Origin of the sequence: Paenibacillus sp. DS2015 (genome assembly GCF_050433705.1) — a bacterium.
In the GTDB taxonomy this organism is placed as follows: Bacteria; Bacillota; Bacilli; order Paenibacillales; family Paenibacillaceae; genus Paenibacillus_AQ.
Map to the genome: position 1 here is coordinate 267334 of NZ_JBNPWS010000001.1, position 19372 is coordinate 286705.

Below are 19372 nucleotides of genomic sequence, written 5' to 3' on the forward strand. Positions count from 1 at the left end.
AGTTATGTGTAAACAGTAGATTTATTTAATCGGCACCGGTAGACTCACTACAAAAGCCGTTCCTTCACCAGGATTACTTTTTACACATACGTTTCCTTCATGTATCTCGACAATCTTCTTCACCAGTGATAGACCGAGCCCACTACCACCTCCGCTGGAACTCCTGGCTTTATCCACCTTATAGAAACGCTCGAAGATGCGGGGCAAATCCTCTTCAGCAATACCTATTCCGCTATCCCTTATCACCACCTCGACCCTCTTTTCTCTAGTCTGAAGTCGGATGTTAATAAACCCTCCCTGTGGGGTAAACTTGATACTGTTATGTAACAGATTGGTCCAGACTTGGCTCATCAGATCTTCCACCGCATACATAGAAATCTCTTCCAACTCCGCCTCCACTTCAATGTTCTTCCTTAGCCATTGCGGCTCAGAGGCCAGAATCATCTCTCGCAATTGCTTATCCAGACGATAAGGCTTGATCTCAAACGGGAAGCTGCCCGCTTCTAGTGCTGACAGCTTCAGCAGATTGTCACTGAGCCCGGACAGACGTACGCTCTCAGCTTCAATAATGTTAAGATAATGTCTTCTGTTGGCCACACTAAGAGTCTCATCCTGTAACGCATGTGCAAAACCACGGATAGAGGTCAGGGGTGACTGAATCTCATGCGATACATTGGAGATGAAATCCTGGCGCATCGTCTCCATTCGGCTAAGCTCGCTAGCCATTTCATTGATGCTCTCGACGATTCCCTCGAATTCGCCGTAATCCTTATTCTTCTCCAGAACAACATTGAAATCGCCCTTGCTAATCCGACGAATACCATCAATGATGGATTTGTGAAAGATACGTTCCCATCCTTGGATTACCTTATAGAATACCAACATAAGTATAAGAGAGATAATAATCCCAACCAAAACAATATACAATTGCATTAAATATTCTGAGGAAGGACGGCCAAATCTATCGTATATACGAATCATTAAGAGATAGGCTGCAGACCAACTAATACCAACGGAGATAAAAAAGGCCAAATAGATTAAGACGGCCTTAATTATTTTTTTGACATGCTTCATATATCTCCCTCCAGCCGGTACCCCAGACCTCGTATGGTTCGGATGACGAACCCACATTTCTCACGAGGAAATCGTTCACGCAGGCGATTGATGTGTACATCCAACGTACGCTCATTGCCCTCATAATCATAACCCCAGATATCTTGAATCAGTCGATCCCTCGTTAATGTCTGTCCAGGATAACTACCCAGTTTGAACAATAACTCATACTCTTTTAACGGCAGCGAAATCTCCCCATGATCCGTGCACGCCTCATAAGTCTTTCGATTCATACGTAGACGACCAATCATTACACTCTGCGCCGCCGAAATCTGATACCGTTTCAATAGCGCTTTAACCCTCGCTATAAGCACTAGTGGCTCGAACGGCTTTACTAGATAATCATCCGTCCCAAGCTCAAAGCCTTTAACAATTTGAGAGGTTTCACCTTTGGCCGTTAGCATTAAGATCGGAAAATCGTAGATCTTACGTATCTGTTGGCATAGCTCCCAACCATCCATATTCGGCATCATCACGTCGAGGATCACCATATCTACGATGGTGCTTTCTAGGAAATGAAGGGCTTCTATTCCATCGGAAGCCCCGTACACCTCATCTATGCCTTCAAGCCTCAGAAACACTTCCACTAATTCGCGAATGTTCGGGTCGTCGTCCACCACTAATATTCTTGTCATATATCTGTCTATCCTCCTCTACGACGCTATTATGATCTTCCGGTACTAGCATTTGCAACTGCTGGGAAGCAAATTGTTTGTATAGCTCATGGTTATGAAGTAGCTCTTCATGTCTTCCCATACCCGTAATCTGACCCTTCTCCATAAAAATAATCTGGTCGGCATTCACAACCGTAGACAGCCGATGAGCAATAACAACCGTTGTCCGTCCCTCCATTAGATTAGAAAGTGCCTTCTGTACAACAGCCTCTGACTGACTGTCCAGACTGGAGGTGGCTTCATCTAACATTAATATGGCTGGATTACGCAACAGAGCTCTGGCAATCGCAATCCGCTGCCGTTGTCCGCCGGATAGCTTCACCCCGCGTTCGCCTACATCAGTATTATATCCGTCTGGAAGTTCTTCAATAAAACCGTCGGCATACGCCATCTTTGCAGCACTGGTCATTTCATCCTTACTTACTTTCCTCTCCAGTCCGTACGTTAAGTTCTCGGCAATCGTTCCTGCCAGTAGTGGACTTTCTTGGGAAACATAGCCTATTCGGCTGCGCCAGGACGCTAGCGAGAAGGTTGAAACTTGCTTATCACCATACTTGATCACACCAGACAAAGGTTCATAGAACCTCTCCAAAAGGGAGAATAGCGTCGTTTTCCCACCTCCGCTCGGTCCCACTATCGCGGTTACCCCACCAGGTAGTATCTTAAAGCTCACATTGTTCAGCACGTTATCACCCGGCATATATCCGAAAGAAACGCCTTCCAAACTTATAGCAACCTCTGCGCTACCTATATTCTCTTCCCCTTCGTACTTTTCTTCTTCTACCCCCAGTGTTTCAATAATACGCTCTGAAGCACCCTTGGCTTTCTGAATTTGCGTAAAAAACATGGTCAACTGGGTAAGTGGCATCACAATATTAATCAGATACAGAATAAATGCGACCAATTCCCCAGCCGTCAAAGCACCCACCGATACTTGCATGCCCCCATAACCGATAATGATCACAAGTAACATCATGAATACAAAGGAGACGAGTGGACTGATCATTGCATTAATTTTACCTTCGCGGATTCCGAAGGACAGTAAATTCATAATCCCTGCTTTTCCAGCTTCATATTCTTTGCTTTCTGCCCCTGAAGATTTCACCAATCTTATTTCCGACAATACCCCACTTAGTGTAGCTGTGAACGAAGCCGTTTCGTCCTGCATACCCTTTGATATTTTGTACATCTGGCGCCCCAGTGGCACAAGGATGAGCGCAGATAGTGGAAGCACAGTAAACAATACCAACGTCATTTTCCAATTTAAATAGACCAGCACAGAGATTGAACCGACAATAGAGATCACTCCGGTAAAAAGACTTGCAATATGCTCTGAAACCAGCGTCTTGATTACTCCCGTATCATTCGTCATCCGGCTGACACTTTCACCAGTTCGGACCTCATTGTAATACGATACAGGCAGAACTAGGAACTTACGCCACAGACGTTCACGAAGACTAGCAACCATCTTCTGTCCGACATAGTTCAATAAATAAATAGCGATGCCGCCAGCAAACGTCTGCGCGATAAATGCACCTACGATCGCTGCAATTTGCATTTTGCTAATAGAAGCAAGTGAAAAGCCATCCACCAAATTTTTGGTAAACATAGGTATAAGCAATCCAACTAGAGTTGATACCATGCTAAGCGCAATAGCTATAGCCAGCAAACCATAGGAAGGCTTTGTTTCTTTGAGCAGAGTAAGGAAAGGTTTACGATTACTCACTTTACTTCCTTGATGGTTCGTTGAATACATATCCATGGATGTTCCCCTTTTCTTACGGATGTATGAAAGGTCTTCTACGATCCTTCCCTACCGTAAGAATACAATAACTCTCCTATGTAAACTGAAGTTAAACGAATAATCCCCATGTCACAGCGTTACTATCCAGCCAGGATGAAGATACCACTGAATACTGCTTATATATCCATTCCCATGTCTGAAATAACGTAGCTTGTTTTCGGGTTCATCAAAAAAGTAGATCTGGCTTCCGCAAAGGACAACCAGATCTACTTTTGTTATTTCCATAAAAAAATACGCTGTTAACCCAGCCTACATACCTACTCAACCTTCTTACCCTTGCCATACAAAATCATTAATTGACCATTCTCATACCCCAGCGTATAACTAAGCTGGTACTGTTGAAAGACTGTTTCTCCTTCGCGAAGCTCCTCCGCTGTTATTAGAGCACTTACTGTTGCGCCATCTTCATTCTCTTCTAGAGCCTTCACTTCATCGACAGTAACATGGGTGGTCAAAAGATAACCTTCACAGAAATCTTCATAGCTAGTGCTACTTTGCCAGTTACTCCCCACCAAGGAGTAAGCCGTTACGTAATCGCTTAGGTCTAGACTCTGATAGAAGTAAGTAACTAGCTCTTCAGCGGTAGAGTAAGAATCGTCGTATTTGATATTATCCGAGCTGCTACTGCTTGAACTGGACAGTTCTGTCATCGGGTGATCCGACCATTCCTCCACCTGTTTGAGCACACTGGTAATGGGAATGCTGAATCCAATTCCTGATTCCTGTATAGCTTGAGCCGAGTTGATGCCAATCACTTCTCCAGTGACTGCACTCACTAGCGGTCCACCACTGTTCCCATTAGTGATAGGCGCAGAAATTTGATACACATTGGTATAACTATAAGGAGTGATCTCAAAACTGCGGTCAAGACCACTAATGATTCCTGTCGTCACTGTATTCTCCAAACCGAGCGGACTGCCAAGCGCTAAAATTTCATCCCCGATCTCTGCTTTGAGCGTGCGTGTAATCGGCAATGGGTCCATACCCTTCATTTCCTCTACACGAACAACAGCCACATCGGTATCAACACCTATTCCGATGACAATTCCTTTATATTCCTCATGGTTTAATGTCCGTACTGTGACCTCACGTGAGCCTTCAACAACATGTGCATTGGTTAGTAGATCCCCTTGGTCATTATATAAAAATCCGGAGCCTATCCCATCCTCGCTCTCAATCGTCACCACGAGCTTCTGGCTAGCCTCAATAATATCCTTTCGGGTCTTTGGTTCTGTATCTGATTTACTGGATTCTTCATTTGATTCTTCATTTGATTCTGGTTGCGCAACCACTGTTTCTACTGGTGTCACCGCAAGCAGAGGTCCGCTGTTTAATTGCTGTTCAGCGGACTTGTGAATCATGAATGCTCCACCGGATCCCACTCCCAGAATGATCACACTGGTGATGATACTAGCCCATATTCCTTTAGACATTCTTGTGGCCTCCTATTCCAAATACCAAGTAGCATCAACGACATTTACTCGTGCCTCTTCTTCATATACTCCATAGTATGTTGCAGAAAATTCGCCAGACTCGCCGGATTCAAGACGGTATGGATATACCGTCGCAGTCGTTTCACCTATATACGATCCTGCAGCATCATAAATTTCTATATTTAAATCAACCGAATTAATAGGCCTTGTGGCTGTATTACTGACCGTACCGCTAATTTCAAGGTCACCGTATTCATCCAAAACAACCTCTAAATCAGTTACATAGACTGCTGCAGTCCGATTATTTAAGTCTTCCTCCGCAGCCTCTTGTTCAGCGAGTTGAACACGCTCTTCTTCTGCCTCTTCAAATGCCTGCTTCTCATTAAGAATCCGTTCCTTGTAGGTGCTTAATTTGTTATTATCCTCCTCGAAGGAAAGCCCCTTATCCACAGCCTGCAACGCACCAACATAATCCTTGCTCTTAAGCATCTTCTCAGCAACTGTATAACTGATTTCAACCAGCTTATTCATGATTAGCGTTTTCACTTCCGCTACTTCTGGACCCTCAAGCTTCGCGACACTATCCAGTTTCTCAGAGAGTTCCTCCACGGTGTCAAGCTGATCCAACTCACTTTTTACAGTCATAACCGTCAGCTTCACCTGATTCTCAGCTAACTCCTTCTTTATGCTGGCAAAAAGTGACTCATCCCTCTTCTCCAAAATCTTAGCAATTTTGTTCATGGAGGCTCCGCTTTCCTTCAGCTTTTGCGTCTTTAATTCATCAACGGCTTCCGCAAGTTGTACTTGTAATTCTTCCGCTTCTACTAGAATACTGCGATCCTGACCCAAAGCCTGATAACTAGGCCGCTTGGCAGCAGCCGAATCCAGCAACTCCATTGCTACTTTATAACGGCCAGCTAATGCTTCAGTTTCAGCGTTCTCATGCAGAGCCTGCACCTGTTCATTAATCTTAGCCTCATACTTTGAATAGAAAATCAAAGCTAATCCCACCGCGATTAACAACAACAGCGGTATCAACCATACAAAAATCCGACTCTTTTTACGAACCTGCGTATTAACGGAAGTCTCTTCATTATTAGGGGGTAAGAGTTCGTTATTACTCTGCTGAAGCGTGGCAGCTGTCTGCGTCACTGTCTCTGTGTGTATCTCCAACTCTACCTCAGTCTGTGGGTCTGTAGTTAATTGTGAGTGTGACAGTGACTCTGTCTCTACATTTATAGCTGCCCCTACCTCAATCTCTGTCCGTGCCGCCGCCTCTTGAAAGGCTCTTTGTTCTTCTAAAGTATGTAACTTTGTGCCACAGCTGGTACAAAATGCTGTGCCTGGCGTGCTCTTGGCTCCGCATATATGACAATACAATGCATTTTCCTCCATTATGTATTAGTTCTATATTCCTATTTATATCAACAATTATAATATAGTAAAAAGGAAAAATACACCAACAATTATATCACTTTATATATTTCTAAAGAAAATCATGAATATGAGGTTCATATTTAGTTCAATCTATATAGATGAGGTGAAACATAGTGAACATTAACAAAAGAATAGGAGCTTCACTCGGATTACTAGCGGGGACTACACTTGGAAGTGGTATTTCCTTCTTATTCCTTTTACAGACCTATGACCTAGTATGGTGTGTTACTATTGGAGGAGTTATAGGGATTACGCTAGGCATAGCTTTCAGCATGCTTAGCAACCCAAGCTCAAAGGGGTCCGTTAATTGAATTTCTCTATACAAACAAGCCGAAAACCGTGAATCTTTGTGTCCAAGATTCGCGGTCTTTTTATTGTAACGCCTCATTTGTATTGTAACTCTTCATCATCCAAATCTTCCTGAGATATATTCCTGCGTATTGGGATTGGATGGATTCGTAAATATTTTCTCTGTTTCATCATATTCTATAAGGGTACCAAGATAAAAGTAAGCGGTATGGTCCGATATTCTCGCAGCTTGTTGCATGTTATGTGTAACGATGACGATACTTAGTTCTTTTTTCAATTCAATGATCAGTTCCTCGACCTTAGCAGTAGATACCGGATCAAGAGCCGATGCGGGTTCATCTAACAGCAGAATATGCGGATTTACAGATAAGGCCCTTGCAATACATAGCCGTTGCTGCTGCCCACCAGACAAAGAAAGTGCAGACTGTTTCAATCGATCCTTCACTTCATCCCACAATGCAGCTTTCTGTAGACTACTTTCCACGATCTCATCTAACTTCTTCTTATTCTTAATCCCATGATACTTCGGGCCAAAGGCGATATTCTCGTAAATGGATTTATAGAATGGATTAGGACGCTGCCATACCATCCCTATTTTTTGCCGAAGCTTAATAACATCTGTACCCGGATCGTTGATATCCTCCCCGTCAATCCAGATCTTGCCTTTAATACTAGATCCCACAATCTCATCATTCATTCGGTTCAATGAGCGTAAGAAAGTTGATTTACCGCAACCTGAAGGACCGATTAGAGCTGTGACGCTTTGCTCTGGGAAGTCCAGGTCAATACTTTTTACTGCTTCATACTTTCCGTAGTAAACACTCAACTGTTCGGTTCGAAAGGTTGTTTGCATAGTTAGTCCCCTATTCCATAACTTTAGATGCCGTTAATGCTCGATATACTACTCTTCCTAGCCATCTGGCAAGCAAATTGAATATTAACACGAGAATGACCAGCACGGCTGAGGCTCCAGCAGCAATGGCTGCCGCATCGGGAGCAAGACCTTCACTATTGATTTTCCAAATATGCACGGCCAATGTTTCAGCAGGGCGAAAAGGATTAATCGGTGATGTTGGACTGAGCGGATTCCAATCTGTGAAATCAAGCCTTGGAGTGGACATCCCTGCTGTGAAGAGCAATGCTGCAGCTTCTCCGAATACACGTCCTGCCGCAAGTACCGTACCTGTAACTAAACTCGGTAAAGCTACTGGCAACAAGACAGAAGTAATAATTTTCCATTTCGATAATCCGAGGGCAAGTCCCGCTTCCTTCTGCTCTTTAGGAACACCACGGAAGGCCTGCTCGGTTACCCGTACCATAAGTGGAAGGTTAAAGATGGTGAGAACAAGTGCACCCGAGAATAAGGAGAATCCGAATCCAAAAGTATTTACGATCAACAAGAAACCGAACAAACCCACCACAATCGATGGAAAAGAGGATAGAACTTCTACAACTAGACGAATAGTTCCAGTTATTTTACCTGGCTTTGCATATTCAGCCATATAAATCCCTGCGCCCAGCCCTAGAGGAATCGTAATAAGCAATGTTAATACTAATAAAAAGAGAGAGTTAAATAACTGCGGACCTATTCCGCCCCCTGCTCTGATGGTCTGAGGTACAGACGTTAAGAAAGACCAACTAATATGACTTAGCCCCCTGAATAGAATAAATCCAAGTAGACCTAAGAGTACAGCGACAATAAGTAAGGAAAAGGTGACAATCACGCCAGTAGCTATTTTATCAGCTGTTTTCGGTTTCAAATCCGATGTCTCCTTTCCAAGAGCCTAACGATAATTACAAATATAAACGTCATAATCATGAGCGCTAGTGCCATACTCCATAGTGCGTTGTTCTGAACCGAGCCCGTGACTGTATTCCCCATATTAAGCGTAATAATACTTGTCAAGGTTGCTGCCGATTGGAATAACGATTGCGGAATGTGTGGAGCATTACCAATCACCATCTGAACGGCCAAAGCTTCACCAAATGCGCGAGCCATCCCAAGTACAACCCCTGTCAGAATCGAAGGCAATACAGTAGGGATAATAACGCTAGCAATCGTCTGCCAACGTGTCGCACCAAGCGCATATGAGGATTCCTTCAATCCCTTGGGTAATGAACTTAAAGCGTCCGTAGTAATACTTGTAATGGTCGGCAAAATCATGACAGAAAGTACAAGCGCTCCTGCAGCAACCCCGATTCCTTGCCCGGGAAAGATGTCACGAAACAATGGTACAATAACTGTCAAACCTACAAATCCATAAACAACAGACGGAATTCCAGCTAGCAACTCAATCACCGGTTGCAGCAGTCTTTTACCCCAAGAAGGAACGATTTCCGTCATGAATAAAGAGGCACAAATACTTAATGGACTGGCAATTAACGCCGCTAACAAGGATGTAGCAAAAGACCCAACAATAAAAGGTAGAGCCCCGAATACAGGATTTTCGCCATCAGGGTCCCATTTCGTCCCAAATAGAAAGTCACTTACATGAACGCCGTTCGTAAAAAAGGTCGCCAGTCCTTTCGATGCCACGAAGTAAATCATGGACACGATAATGATCACGAGGAGAGATACACAAAAGGTGGTGTAGATCCGACCCACCCAATCCTCTACGTGATGTTTTTGGATAAGGACAGGTGATTGTTTTTTAACTTTCATAGTTGTCCTTCTTTCTTAAAGTGAAAATAGAGGCAGATAATCCGCCTCTTCGACAATATTCTACTAATCGATGCAGTCCTATTATTTCAATTATTTCTTTGTTATGTTACCTTCTACATCACGAGTAACTTGCATATTGGAAGCTGGAATATAACCAAGTTCTACGACATCACCATTCTGAATTTCATCAGAAGTCATATAATCCAAGAATGCTTTTACAACTTCATTCGGCTCACCCTTGGTATACATGTGCTCATAAGCCCATACTGGATAGGTGCCTGCTGTAACATTATCAACGGTTGCGTCTACACCATCGAATTGAATAGATTTGATTGAATCATCTAGATAAGACAATGCAAGGTATCCAATCGCTCCAGGTGTCTCAGCCACAATCTTTCTAACGTTACCTGATGATTCTTCTAGAATTGAACCTGCAATATCATCAACCTTTGTACCTAGTGCATATTTTTCAAAAGTACTACGTGTACCTGAACTACTCGGACGGTTCACGATAACAATCTTCTCATCAATACCGCCAACTTCATTCCAGTTCGTAACTTTACCTGAGAAAATATCTACGAGTTGTGCTTGAGTTAAACTATCTACACCTGTATCTTTATTCGCTACTGTCGCCATAGCCACGACTGCCACTTGATGATCAACTAGTTCTTTCGCTTTATCTGCATCAGCATCTTTCAACTTCTCTTCTGCAAACACATCAGAATTACCGATATCTGCTTGGCCGCCAGACACTTGAGTAAGACCTGTTCCGCTTCCTCCGCCTTGTACTTGTACTTGTATTTTGGAATATTTAGAATCACCCATGAATTTCTGTCCAACCTGTTCAACCAAAGGCTGTAAAGCCGTTGATCCAACCGCAAGAATAGATCCACTTAATGTTGTTTCTGTCGAGTTTGCTGTTCCTTGGGTTGCGTTGTTCGTAGTGTTAGCACCGTTGTTCGATCCACATGCAGCTGTCACAAGTAGTAGGGCCAGTGTACTCATCATGAATAATGGTTTCTTTAATTTCATTTATTAATCTCTCCCCTGTATGTGTGCTCAACGTCGTGAGCTTTCTGTATAACTTACAAACTTATTGTAGTTCTCGAACATTATTGCTAAAACGTTAGTTTGTAAATGCAATAATAAATTTTAATATATAAACTTTATAACTTCATAGAATAAATCTATAATAGAACTATAAACTTTGAGATGAGGATAAAATGATGAGCATTCTAAAGCTAATGATCCTTGTATATATCGAGAAATATAAAAAGGTGACGGATGTGGCTAAAGAGTTGAATATAAAGCAGCCCTCTGTTACTTTTCATATGAAAAGTCTAGAGGAGGAGCTCGGAACAGCCCTTTTCGAGTCCAAAAGAGGAAGGATGTTACTTACAGAAGCCGGTAAAGCTCTCTATCCCTATGCATTAAAGATTACCGGTCTAGCCTCGGAAGCGAAAAAAGTCGTTCAAGATTATGCAGCCCTGGACAAAGGAACTTTACATATTGGCGTAGATAGTCTCGCTAGCATATCTCCATTACCCAAAATGATTAGCGACTTCTCCAAAATGCATACGGGTATTTCTCTACAAGTATCTGTTAAACCTACAAATTCTATTAAACAGATGCTTATCAACCAAGACGTCGATATCGTATTCTATTATTCCTTAGATCCTACTGAAAATATGCAAGAACCTATCCAAACAGAAACTCTATTTAAGGATGAATTAGTTGTCATCTTCGGACCCCATCACCCGTTCACGAACCTTAACAACATCGATGTGCAACATATTGCAAAGGAATTTTTCATTCAACATGCAGAAGAATCATTTATCAAAGAATTTACATTAGACTTATCCAATAACAATCGAATTCATCTGTGGGAAAGAATACAAATGGACTCTTCCGAAGCTATTAAATTAGCTGTTAACGCAGGAGAGCACATCTCCTTCTATCCGAAAAGAGGAATTACGCACGAGCTAGCATGTGGTCAACTGATGTGTCTGCCTATGCCAGAACAGACTTCCACTCCCATTCAATCGATCATGGCCTCTTATCCCGATACAACTCATTCCTCATTACGAAGTGAGTTTGTACAATTTGCTCGAAAGTATATGCTATAACTCCAATTTGTTAACTGAGCTAATTTAACTAATACGTATAATCGTTTTGCACTACTGCAGTTTGGTTTGGTTTGTTTGATTATGTATTCACGAACGACAATAATCCACCAAGTTCAGAACTGGCGGATTATTGTCGTATTAATGATATAAGACCTCGATATAAGAGTGAGAATTAAGCGCTAGGCGCTATTTTCTTCCTTAATTCCCCCACACGAGCAAGCGCAGCGGCATCCTCCAGAATCGATTCAGGTTCATTTCCCTTGCCTATAATATGTCCATCAAACTGGGTTCCTGTAAAATCGAAAATATATTGAAATTGTTGGATCAGAGGTAGCCCTTTTAAATGTGGTTCATCGTCCCCAACAGCGATAACATAGGCTTTTTTGGTGGACATTTTTGATATGAAATGAGGTCTATCTTCACGTAATGATTGGGACCAGCGATCGATAAATGTCTTCATAACGCCAGATACGCCATACCAATAGATCGGTGTCGTAAACACAATCGTATCCTGCTCCAATACAAGGTCAATCAGTTTATGGTAATCATCTTCTGGGTATTCTCCAGGTTCAGTATGACGATAGTCCGTTATAGGTTGAAGATTATAGTCCGACAAATAGATTCGATCCGCATCCAAACCCTCAACTAATAAATCAGCTAGTTTGTCTGAATTTCCATGTCTACGTGAACTTCCGTAAAGCACAACAACTCCCAATGTGATCTTCCTCCTTAAGTATAAACAAGTTCAATATTCCGTATTACCGCTAACGCTGATTCTCTGGCTTCTATTGGAGTGTTACCCACAGTAATGACATAGCCCAATCGATCATCAGAACTTTTCGGAACAATGATATGATCACCTAATTGAACTGAAATATGAGAACGAATGACATGTTCATTATTCTCGATATGTTCAAGCCCGTGAATATGTGATACGATCCCTTCTTTTTCTGCAGTCAAATAAGCTACTGAAGCGGCTCTGTTCTGATGGGTACTCAGGTCGATGGGAAGATCCAAATAATAATGAACTGTAGCTTTGAAGATATCAAACCCTAAGGCTTGAATTAATAAATCTGACGAGATATTATCTCCACCGGGTCTGCCATTCACTTCAATAATTCGAGGTCCTTGTTCAGTCAGCTTAATTTCCACATGACTAGGACCATTAATGAGTCCTATTGCCTTTAGTGCACTGACAGCCGTATGAATGATATCCTCTTCTCTCTCAGGATATACTGAAGTCGGTAACGTATGCACAATCTCAACGAAATATGGCAATGGTGAAGTTGTTTTTTCGGTAACAGCAGAGAATATTGGGTTCCCGTCCTGTAAAAAAAGTTCTACGCTAAACTCCTGTCCATCTAGATATTCTTCGATTAAATACTCCTCTCGGACTTTAAAGTCCATATAGGTTTCTTTAAAATCAAATATTTCAGTCATCGCTTGTTCCAACTCACTTGAACTATTGATAAAAAAAACATTTTGACTACTCGAAGCATTGGTTGGCTTCAGTACGACTGGATAACCAATCTCACTAGCTGCTAATGCTGCTTCTTCATAGGTTTTAACTTTCTTAAACTTTGCGCTAGGAACAGCGTGATCTGCATAGGCTTCTCTGGCTAAATCTTTATTCCTTGCTTTCAGCGCTGCTTCATAAGGCACTCCCTTTAGCCCGAGTCGTTCTGCCACCTTCGCAGTAAGATGTGAAGCATAATCTGTTGCCGGAATTAGAGCGTCGAGCTTATCAGAGTATGCCGAATGAGTAATGGCTTCATACAATGAGTCTTCATCTCGAATATCCGCAATAATCAGATCATCAAATAGCCCCTCATACCCATACTTCGCAGGATTATCATAAGAAGAGACAATCGAAATGATCTTGTAGCCCTCTTCATACGCAGCTCTAACAAAACTAACCCCGTAAAAACTCGGCTCAACAAAAGCGACTATTCTTTTACTATTCATCTCGTCCCTCCACTTCATTAGATTGTTAAGTTTTGGTTACTAGCTTTCACTTTACTTCCTAACAGTTGATACAACACAAACCCTAATAGCATTAGAACACTCATGCACATAAAACCTACACCCGCAGAATAACGTTCGATAAGTACACCCAGACCTGAGGCAAAAACCGTCTGCAACAGTAACGAAATCGCCATCCAAACCGATAACGCTCTTCCCATATAAGACTTGGATACCGTCTCCATGATCGTTGTATTTATCAATATTCGTAATGAAGAATTACTAAGACCAATACATACACTTCCTATATATAAGACAAATATATATTTATTAAATGCCAAGGCAAGTAAGCTACTAATGGCTAACAAGAAAAACAGTGCAATCGTTCCTTGTTTCGATATTTTTCGAGCAAACGGTGCCGCAATAAACCCAGATATAAGTCCTCCTATGCCATAACACATATCTGATAATCCGAACACTACAGAATCACCGCGAACAGAGTTAGTGACATATCCCGGAAGCACGACATTATAGATCATCGTAGAAATTAAAGGGACAATCGCTACAACTCCTATCCAAAAAATATAGGGTCTCTCCTTTAGGTAGGTAATACCATTTTTAAAATTAGCATAGAAGGTCTCCTCTTTATTGTCTATCACAATAGGACTGTATTGGACCCTATAAAGGAATAGGCTGCTTAGAATAAATGCGATAGCATTAATTGTTAAAATAAGTTCGAATCCAGAGTATTTATACAATATGCCTGAAGCCGCACCTGCCATAAACATGCCCACCTGTAAGCTGATCTCCACTAACGAATTACCATTGATTAATTCTTTCTCTGTAAGAAGCTCTTGCACTAAGCTTCTAGATGCCGACATATATATCGACCAACTCATGCCATTGATAATCGTAAAAAAATATAGATATTCCGTATGAAATCCAAATATTAAAAATAGACAAATTATCGCAACGATTCCTAAGGTCCGAAATAAATTAGTCCATAAAATAATTTTTTTGCGATTGAATTTATCGGTCAACGTCCCAACAAATGGGGAAATCACTAACCCAGCAATCACATTTAAAGAGAGCATGAACCCAATCAATTGAATTGACCCTGTCTGATCCATAAGAAACCAATTCGCTCCAATGGTGCTCATGCCCACGCCGAATCCCGAAATAATATCTGAAAAGAAAAAATGACGGAAATTCCTTGGTTTTAGAATACTAAAAACCATTTGTACCCCCTATTAGATGTATTTGCTGTTGCAACGGTTCAAGTCCAAAACCTAAGTAATCCAGTACATCTTTATGAGAGCCACCATAAATGGGCCACTTTTCACCACAATCATGAGAGTAGACTTTGCACTCAGGCATTAATAAAGCTAGATTGGAAGCTGAGCTTCCTGTAGCTCTATGTTCTTCCACGACAAGAAACGTATCCGAAAGTTGCTTTAAGTCACCGATATAACTTTTTAAGCTAGTTAAATCTACATAACATAAGTGTGCATGAACAACCGAGTCATTGTCTTGAACGATCTGTTTACATAGTTCAGTTGCCTCTTCCCCGATTGATATTAAACAAAGTTTAGTGTCTGTGGATACTTTTCCTTCAATAATGAGTTCTTTACAACTACTTTCCTCCGTTCGATCAAGACTGTCATAAACAGCATTTCTCGCCAGACGAATATAATAGGGTTCTTGCGATACCGCAGCTTCCTGGATAACCTTCCTAGTCTCTAACTCTCCATGGGGACAAGCAATTCGTATATTCTGAAAAGATTGGATAATCGCAATATCTTCTAAACAATGATGAGTCGTGCCAAACCAACCCCCTGAAACTCCACCATAAGCAGCAACTATTTTGATGTTTTTCTCCATATATCCCATGGCTAATTTGATACTTTCCGCAGCTCTAACAGCAGCAAAAGAAGCGAAGGTTGAGAAAAAAGGAATAAAACCTGCTTCGGCTAGACCTGCCGCTATATCAACACTAGCCAATTCTGCTATCCCTAAGTTAAAAAAACGGTCGGGATAACTTTGTTCAAATGGGTGATTCTTCCCACCTAAGTCTGCTTCAATACAAATGATTCTTTCATTATTAAAGGCAAGCTTTGTGAGTTCATCCCGATATGATTCCCTTCCTGATTTTCTCATCCTAAACTCCTCTTCCATTTACTAGCGACTCTTGGGGGTATTTTGGCGTAATGAGCATCTGGATTTCCCTCTATAGCTTCTACACCCTTTCCTTTAACTGTTGTGGCTAGCAGAGCTAATGGTTTCTCATGTTTGAGCTCTAATGCAGCTAAAATTTGTTCCATGTTATGACCATCTATTTCTTCCACTTGGAACCCAAATGATTCAAATCTTGCTCTCAGGTTATTGAGCGGTGATATATCTCTGACATAACCATCATTCTGACCGCCATTACAATCTATGATATAAATGAAATTTGAGATTGATTTAGCCTGAATAATCTGAGCTGTTTCCCAACATAGACCCTCTTGCAGTTCGCCATCGCCACCTAACACGATACCTAAACCATCAAGATTCTTAACTTTTTGTCCTAATGCCCAGCCCGCCGCATAAGGAATACCGTGTCCTAAGCTCCCTGTCGAGAATGGGATATGGGGCAGTTTATGATTGGGATGACCCGTGAATAAGGAGCCTTTCTCACCGTAAGAATCAGCAGGATTATCTTCAATGAGCCCATACAGATAAAGTGCTGCATACAACGCCGCCGCTGTATGACCTTTACTAAGCACAATAACGGTGTTCTCGTCTTTTGCATATTTTGAATAAACACCAATAAGAAGATCTATTACCGATAAACTTCCACCTATATGGCACCCCGTCTCCGAGGCAGCCATATCTATAATCAGCTTTCTTGCTTCTTGGGTGATTGCAACTAAGTTATTTAGATGCTCAGCATGGGGAATAGGCTCATATAAGGTTTCTATATTATTCACTCCCTTTCAACCTAAACCATTCTCCAACGGCTTCTTTAAGAATGGTTCTAGTCGCTTCCACCTCTTTTATATCCAAGTATTCATGATTCGTATGATCTAAGCTGGAGTCTCCAGGGCCATAGGCAACCATGGGGATCGATTCCCATGTCGTTGCCAGTGTGTTCATATCACTCGTTCCACGTTTTTTGATATAATGGATGGACTTTTCTTCCTTCGCGAAGCTACGAACAAACGCTTTGACCAATACACAATTACGTGGATTAGCAAATCCTGGTGTAGCGCGTAACACCTTAACAACCACCTCGTCACCGAAATCCAATGCGATCTTCGAAGCGTACTCCTTGCCAGCAGGAGGTGAAATTCTAAAATTCAATATCCCTGTTACTGTGAGTATTCCTTTCTCATTACTGTGTTGGATATCAATCAGTGACGATAGACATTGTGGGTCAATGTTCTGCACCCTTGCACGTATTTCCTCGACAACCACATGTAATTGATCGATAACACTCAGTGCATCCTTGGCAGCCGTATGTTCTTGGGGTCGACTGATGGTAATCTCCAATTTATATAGTCCATAGTAGCCCAATGTTAGACTACCTTCTCCACTGGGTTCACCAATAATCACGGCATCGGCGCTGTAATGATCTTTAATATAATGAGCTCCTTTAGAAGACGATATTTCTTCTTCCACGGCACCTATAACAAGTAAAGAACCATCCGAAGGCACTTCAACATCTCTCAACATATGAACGAAATTCACGAAACATCCTTTGGCATCTACCACACCCCTGCCTGTAATCCCATCACGATCACTTTCAACTCTCCAGATATGCGGAACGGTGTCCAAATGCCCTAGAAGCATCAGCTTGTTAGGTCCATTTCCTTTTTCAAAAACAATGTTACCCACTTCATCAATCCGACCCAAAACGCCTGGATATTGAATGGTATCCAACAAATAATGAGCTAGCTCATGTTCACCTTGGGAAATCGAGGGAATGCGCACAACCTTATTTAATAAGTCCATATCATTTAAATCTCTTTCCATATTCCAAAACCAAGTTTTCCCTGTGCCCGCTAACGTATGCGGTCCAGTAATACATACATCGCAGATCCCATGTTGCATGGCTAAATTTGCAGCCCGTACCTTTTGTTTCATTCTTCCTTTAATCGAATGTAATTCATCACCTAAATAAACATCCGAGAGGGTGGATCTTTCATCTTCTACGTTCTCAAGTATTCCGTAAGTACTCGTCACAAATCTTAGATGTTGTGCTTCTAACGCAATCGCTAGATGGGCTGCGAGCACGTCAGCATCAATATTAATGAACTCCCCAAGCTCTTTATCTATGATGGGAGGTGTCAGGCACACGACATCAAATGTAGCTAAAGTAGCTTTCAAGAATTCCACATTACACCCTGTGAAGTGTCCAAAGAACGAATCTCTGACAATGACTGCTTTATTGTTTTTTAATACTTTGAGAGGTTTAGCTTTGGTTCCAAAGACAATCTCATTCTCCCCACCTGATTGTGAGAATACGTTAAGATGATGTTTCCTCAGATTTTCATTGACGATCGGGATAATAATTTCATCATACGCAGCACGAATGATGGGCATTTCTTCAGGGGAACAGTATCGAACTTCATCCCCACTTACTAACGTAAGAAACGGTATCTCTCGATCAATATTGTTATATTTTTGTTTAATCCCTTCAGCGCCACCTGCCACCAAAAGAATCTTGCCACCTCTGTGTACAATCGCACTGATTTCCTCAAATATCTCCGGATGATTCACAAGAGTACTGCTTCCTAACTTAATAACATATAAGTGATCCATTAAGGCCATACTCCTTCCAATTCAGATTGTAACCCTGTCTCCTCAGGGAAACCCAAATAGAGATTTGCCGCCTGAATCGCTTGTCCTCCAGCCCCTTTGATTAAATTATCTATACTGGCGATAGATACACAATTATTACCGTCGACATAGACACCCACTTCCGCGTAATTCGTTCCCGCTACCGTTTTGATCATAGGATTAGAATTGTGCCCGACGTTGGAATTGAAATAATGGATAAACGGTGGGGATGCATACGTGCTATAAAAGGCTTTTTTCACATCAATCTCTGAGACTTGTTCTTTAAGAATCGAATAGGATGTAACCATGATTCCTCTCGGCAGATCAAGACTATAGGTAGAAAATTGCAGATCAATTTCTTTGTCAAAATACGTTTTGAAAGCAAATTCAATCTCTGGCTTATGTCTATGCCCATGTACTTTATATGGTCGGAAATTATTCGTACGCTCAGCATGATGCTCAGTCGTCGTTTTTCCACCTCCACTAGAGCCTGTTTTTGCATCGGTAACAATGCGATTCTCGATTAAGTCATGAGCCAAGAGCGGATACAAGCTATAAATCGTTGCCACAGCCATACAACCCGGAAGATTTACGACCTTAACATTACGATCGATCCTGCTAAACTCAGGAATATAGTAATAACTAGAGCCATGAAATTCGTGCTTTAGTGTTTCAGGATAATGTTGTTGTAAGAGTTCCAAATCTGTAACTCTATAATCTCCACTTACATTAAAAATATAATCCGTATGCAGGGATACCTGGTTAATCACTTGGGGCAAGACACCTGTTGGCAAACAAGAAAAAATGATGTCATATTTACTGTTCAGGTCGGAAATTTTACTGAATTTTAAGCCATTCGTTCTTTTCCCATGTCTAAACGCCATGAAGTACTTGTCTACTGGACTTCCAGCTTTAGACTCTGAAGAGACAAATTCCACTTGAAAGAAGGGATGTTTACTTAACAACCTGTATATTTCAGCGCCTGTAAAACCAGTTCCGCCTAGAATTGCTACTCGTTTCACACTATATTC

The 19372-nt window shown here is 41.7% G+C and carries 19 protein-coding genes; 2 read left to right on the forward strand and 17 right to left on the reverse strand.

All coding sequences use genetic code 11. From position 1 onward, the window contains the following. Window positions 1-21: 21 nt before the first annotated feature. The 6 genes from J2T13_RS01450 to J2T13_RS01475 form a co-directional block, all read right to left on the reverse strand. Window positions 22-1074 carry a sensor histidine kinase gene (locus tag J2T13_RS01450; protein ID WP_429367632.1) on the reverse strand — a complete coding sequence of 351 codons (1053 nt, stop codon included), beginning with the start codon at window positions 1072-1074 and terminating at the stop codon, window positions 22-24. Continuing rightward, entirely contained in the window at window positions 1071-1748 is a 678-nt protein-coding gene (locus tag J2T13_RS01455) for a response regulator transcription factor (protein ID WP_429367634.1), read from the reverse strand. The genes J2T13_RS01450 and J2T13_RS01455 overlap by 4 nt, the downstream gene beginning before the upstream one ends. Continuing rightward, entirely contained in the window at window positions 1678-3543 is a 1866-nt protein-coding gene (locus J2T13_RS01460) for an ABC transporter ATP-binding protein (RefSeq protein WP_429367795.1), read from the reverse strand. The genes J2T13_RS01455 and J2T13_RS01460 overlap by 71 nt, the downstream gene beginning before the upstream one ends. Before the next feature lie 117 nt (window positions 3544-3660). After that, complete coding sequence (locus J2T13_RS01465; RefSeq protein WP_429367636.1) at window positions 3661-3816, reverse strand: hypothetical protein; 156 nt, start codon at window positions 3814-3816, stop codon at window positions 3661-3663. Window positions 3817-3848: 32 nt separating this feature from the next. After that, window positions 3849-5024 carry a S1C family serine protease gene (locus J2T13_RS01470; RefSeq protein WP_429367638.1) on the reverse strand — a complete coding sequence of 392 codons (1176 nt, stop codon included), beginning with the start codon at window positions 5022-5024 and terminating at the stop codon, window positions 3849-3851. A gap of 12 nt (window positions 5025-5036) precedes the next feature. Next, window positions 5037-6404, reverse strand: coding sequence for an FxLYD domain-containing protein (locus J2T13_RS01475; protein WP_429367640.1), 1368 nt, complete (start codon window positions 6402-6404; stop codon window positions 5037-5039). A 170-nt stretch (window positions 6405-6574) separates the two neighbouring features. Here J2T13_RS01475 and J2T13_RS01480 point away from each other — a divergent pair, with 170 nt between their 5' ends. After that, window positions 6575-6772, forward strand: a complete 198-nt coding sequence (locus J2T13_RS01480; RefSeq protein WP_429367642.1) for a hypothetical protein — start codon at window positions 6575-6577, stop codon at window positions 6770-6772. A 95-nt stretch (window positions 6773-6867) separates the two neighbouring features. Here the strand turns inward: J2T13_RS01480 and pstB are convergent, their stop codons facing one another. The 4 genes from pstB to J2T13_RS01500 all read right to left on the reverse strand — a co-directional run bounded on the left by pstB (window position 6868) and on the right by J2T13_RS01500 (window position 10464). Next, window positions 6868-7623 (reverse strand): phosphate ABC transporter ATP-binding protein PstB, encoded by a 756-nt coding sequence (pstB, locus tag J2T13_RS01485; protein WP_429367644.1) that lies wholly within the window; start codon window positions 7621-7623, stop codon window positions 6868-6870. A gap of 10 nt (window positions 7624-7633) precedes the next feature. Next, window positions 7634-8530, reverse strand: coding sequence for a phosphate ABC transporter permease PstA (gene pstA / locus J2T13_RS01490; RefSeq protein WP_429367646.1), 897 nt, complete (start codon window positions 8528-8530; stop codon window positions 7634-7636). Beyond that, window positions 8527-9432 (reverse strand): phosphate ABC transporter permease subunit PstC, encoded by a 906-nt coding sequence (pstC, locus tag J2T13_RS01495; protein ID WP_429367648.1) that lies wholly within the window; start codon window positions 9430-9432, stop codon window positions 8527-8529. The genes pstA and pstC overlap by 4 nt, the downstream gene beginning before the upstream one ends. 90 nt (window positions 9433-9522) lie before the next feature. Then, window positions 9523-10464, reverse strand: a complete 942-nt coding sequence (locus J2T13_RS01500) for a phosphate ABC transporter substrate-binding protein (protein WP_429367650.1) — start codon at window positions 10462-10464, stop codon at window positions 9523-9525. A 191-nt stretch (window positions 10465-10655) separates the two neighbouring features. On the opposite strand from J2T13_RS01500, the gene J2T13_RS01505 reads away from it, so the two are divergent. Then, window positions 10656-11558 (forward strand): LysR family transcriptional regulator, encoded by a 903-nt coding sequence (locus J2T13_RS01505; RefSeq protein WP_429367652.1) that lies wholly within the window; start codon window positions 10656-10658, stop codon window positions 11556-11558. 172 nt (window positions 11559-11730) lie between these two features. Here the strand turns inward: J2T13_RS01505 and J2T13_RS01510 are convergent, their stop codons facing one another. From J2T13_RS01510 to argC, 7 genes are read right to left on the reverse strand one after another with little or no spacing between them, the layout of a single operon-like run. Beyond that, window positions 11731-12273: a flavodoxin family protein gene (locus J2T13_RS01510; protein ID WP_429367654.1), complete on the reverse strand. Its 543-nt coding sequence runs from the start codon at window positions 12271-12273 to the stop codon at window positions 11731-11733. 14 nt (window positions 12274-12287) lie between these two features. After that, window positions 12288-13523, reverse strand: a complete 1236-nt coding sequence (locus J2T13_RS01515) for an ATP-grasp domain-containing protein (protein ID WP_429367656.1) — start codon at window positions 13521-13523, stop codon at window positions 12288-12290. A gap of 17 nt (window positions 13524-13540) precedes the next feature. Continuing rightward, complete coding sequence (locus J2T13_RS01520; protein ID WP_429367658.1) at window positions 13541-14758, reverse strand: MFS transporter; 1218 nt, start codon at window positions 14756-14758, stop codon at window positions 13541-13543. Next, window positions 14748-15677, reverse strand: coding sequence for a transketolase (locus J2T13_RS01525; protein ID WP_429367660.1), 930 nt, complete (start codon window positions 15675-15677; stop codon window positions 14748-14750). Before J2T13_RS01525 ends, J2T13_RS01520 begins: the two co-directional genes overlap by 11 nt. Then, window positions 15674-16489 carry a 1-deoxy-D-xylulose-5-phosphate synthase N-terminal domain-containing protein gene (locus tag J2T13_RS01530; RefSeq protein WP_429367662.1) on the reverse strand — a complete coding sequence of 272 codons (816 nt, stop codon included), beginning with the start codon at window positions 16487-16489 and terminating at the stop codon, window positions 15674-15676. Before J2T13_RS01530 ends, J2T13_RS01525 begins: the two co-directional genes overlap by 4 nt. Further along, window positions 16482-18323 (reverse strand): M20/M25/M40 family metallo-hydrolase, encoded by a 1842-nt coding sequence (locus J2T13_RS01535; RefSeq protein ID WP_429367664.1) that lies wholly within the window; start codon window positions 18321-18323, stop codon window positions 16482-16484. Before J2T13_RS01535 ends, J2T13_RS01530 begins: the two co-directional genes overlap by 8 nt. Continuing rightward, on the reverse strand, window positions 18323-19363 hold the full coding sequence (argC, locus tag J2T13_RS01540) for an N-acetyl-gamma-glutamyl-phosphate reductase (protein WP_429367666.1): 1041 nt from the start codon (window positions 19361-19363) through the stop codon (window positions 18323-18325). The genes J2T13_RS01535 and argC overlap by 1 nt, the downstream gene beginning before the upstream one ends. Between the last annotated feature and the right edge of the window lie 9 nt (window positions 19364-19372).

Bases quoted from the DNA above. Each gene is read 5' to 3' on its own strand.
- J2T13_RS01450 (WP_429367632.1), bottom strand. From the start codon at position 1,074: ATGAAGCATGTCAAAAAAATAATTAAGGCCGTCTTAATCTATTTGGCC.
- J2T13_RS01455 (WP_429367634.1), bottom strand. From the start codon at position 1,748: ATGACAAGAATATTAGTGGTGGACGACGACCCGAACATTCGCGAATTA.
- J2T13_RS01460 (WP_429367795.1), bottom strand. From the start codon at position 3,543: ATGTATTCAACGAACCATCAAGGAAGTAAAGTGAGTAATCGTAAACCT.
- J2T13_RS01465 (WP_429367636.1), bottom strand. From the start codon at position 3,816: ATGGAAATAACAAAAGTAGATCTGGTTGTCCTTTGCGGAAGCCAGATC.
- J2T13_RS01470 (WP_429367638.1), bottom strand. From the start codon at position 5,024: ATGTCTAAAGGAATATGGGCTAGTATCATCACCAGTGTGATCATTCTG.
- pstB (WP_429367644.1), bottom strand. From the start codon at position 7,623: ATGCAAACAACCTTTCGAACCGAACAGTTGAGTGTTTACTACGGAAAG.
- pstC (WP_429367648.1), bottom strand. From the start codon at position 9,432: ATGAAAGTTAAAAAACAATCACCTGTCCTTATCCAAAAACATCACGTA.
- J2T13_RS01500 (WP_429367650.1), bottom strand. From the start codon at position 10,464: ATGAAATTAAAGAAACCATTATTCATGATGAGTACACTGGCCCTACTA.
- J2T13_RS01505 (WP_429367652.1), top strand. From the start codon at position 10,656: ATGATGAGCATTCTAAAGCTAATGATCCTTGTATATATCGAGAAATAT.
- J2T13_RS01515 (WP_429367656.1), bottom strand. From the start codon at position 13,523: ATGAATAGTAAAAGAATAGTCGCTTTTGTTGAGCCGAGTTTTTACGGG.
- J2T13_RS01520 (WP_429367658.1), bottom strand. From the start codon at position 14,758: ATGGTTTTTAGTATTCTAAAACCAAGGAATTTCCGTCATTTTTTCTTT.
- J2T13_RS01525 (WP_429367660.1), bottom strand. From the start codon at position 15,677: ATGAGAAAATCAGGAAGGGAATCATATCGGGATGAACTCACAAAGCTT.
- J2T13_RS01535 (WP_429367664.1), bottom strand. From the start codon at position 18,323: ATGGATCACTTATATGTTATTAAGTTAGGAAGCAGTACTCTTGTGAAT.